The sequence below is a fragment of the Roseateles sp. P5_B10 genome, from assembly GCF_056400485.1.
In genome coordinates this window covers 1-1,625 of the sequence record NZ_JBFULE010001026.1, presented here as the reverse complement: position 1 = coordinate 1,625, position 1,625 = coordinate 1, and the positions used below count along the sequence as shown (strand labels likewise).

Annotated in this window: 1 protein-coding gene; it reads left to right on the top strand. The window is 59.4% G+C overall.

Annotated elements, in window-relative coordinates:
- Window positions 1-151 precede the first annotated feature (151 nt).
- Window positions 152-1,312: a ribonucleotide-diphosphate reductase subunit beta gene (locus AC1DU6_RS30430; protein WP_457323808.1), complete on the top strand. Its 1,161-nt coding sequence runs from the start codon at window positions 152-154 to the stop codon at window positions 1,310-1,312.
- The last annotated feature ends 313 nt before the right edge of the window (window positions 1,313-1,625 follow it).

The window sequence follows — 1,625 nt, the reverse complement described above, 5'->3', positions numbered from 1 at the left end:
GAGTGACGCTCTCACTTGTCTATACAAGTGAGAGCGTCGGTTTCGATGCCCACGCGCAACAAACTTTGCGCGAACGATGCAAATAGCTGTAGCTAGTTCTTGTTGATTTGCACAAGCACTGCCGATAATTCGAAGTGATAGGAAGCACACCATGCTGGATTGGGACGAAGACCTGAAGTCCACCGACACACACACCGCGAAGCCTGTCGCGGCACTGCCTTCGGCGCCCCTGATGCCTGAAGTTGCTCTCGCTTCCTCTCCCGCTCCCAAGTTGTCCGGCGAACCAACCACCGCGCGTCGCGTGAAGGCTGCCGACAAGCGCATCATCAACGGCCAGACCGATGTGAATCAGCTGGTGCCGTTCAAGTACAAGTGGGCTTGGGAAAAGTACCTCGCCACCTGCGCCAACCACTGGATGCCGCAGGAAGTGAACATGAGCCGCGACATCGCGCTCTGGAAAGATCCCAACGGCCTGACCGAAGACGAGCGCCGCATCATCAAGCGCAACCTCGGCTTCTTCGTCACCGCTGACTCGCTGGCCGCGAACAACATCGTGCTGGGCACCTACCGCCACATCACGGCACCCGAGGCTCGCCAGTTCCTGCTGCGCCAGGCGTTCGAAGAGGCGATCCACACGCACGCTTACCAGTACATCGTGGAGTCGTTGGGTCTGGACGAGAGCGAGATCTTCAACGCCTACAACGAAGTCCAGTCCATCCGCGACAAGGACGAGTTCCTGATCCCCTTCATCGGCGCGATCATGGACCCGCACTTTCACACCGGCACGCCGGAGAACGACCAGACGCTGCTGAAGAGCCTGATCGTCTTCGCCTGCCTGATGGAAGGCCTGTTCTTCTACGTCGGCTTCACGCAGATCCTGGCGATGGGCCGCCAGAACAAGATGACGGGTGCAGCCGAGCAGTACCAGTACATCCTGCGCGACGAGTCGATGCACTGCAACTTCGGCATCGACCTGATCAACCAGATCAAGCTTGAGAACCCGCACCTCTGGACGGCCGAATTCAAGGCCGAGATCAAGGCGCTGTTCCTGAAGGCCGTCGAACTGGAATACCGTTACGCCGAGGACACCATGCCGCGTGGTGTGCTGGGCCTCAATGCCTCGATGTTCAAGGGCTATCTGCGCTTCATCGCCAACCGCCGTGCGGTGCAGATCGGCCTCGAAGCCCTGTTCCCGAACGAAGAGAATCCCTTCCCCTGGATGAGCGAGATGATCGACTTGAAGAAGGAACGCAACTTCTTCGAGACGCGCGTCATCGAGTACCAATCAGGCGGGGCACTGAGCTGGGACTGAAGTCCCAGCCATCACAAGATCAAGACCTGGCCAATGCAGTCACCGAGCGAAACCCGCATCAACACGCTAGACGTGGCGGGGCTGCATGGCGATCCCATTCACCGTATCGAGGCGCTCCTCCTGGGCGACTCTCGGGCGGTGAATAACCGTATCTGGGCGGACCGGTCCGCACAGAACGGTGACTTTTCCACTTGATCAAGGAGAAAACCATGGCAACTGCAAAGACCCCGGCTAAGGCCGCAGCSAAGAAGGCCGCTCCGGCCAAGAAGGCTGCRCCCGCCAAGAAGGCCGCTCCGGCCAAGAAGGCTGCACC

What these genes read in the sequence shown, in the direction of transcription:
- AC1DU6_RS30430 (WP_457323808.1), top strand. Translation starts at nt 152, where the DNA reads ATGCTGGATTGGGACGAAGACCTGAAGTCCACCGACACACACACCGCG.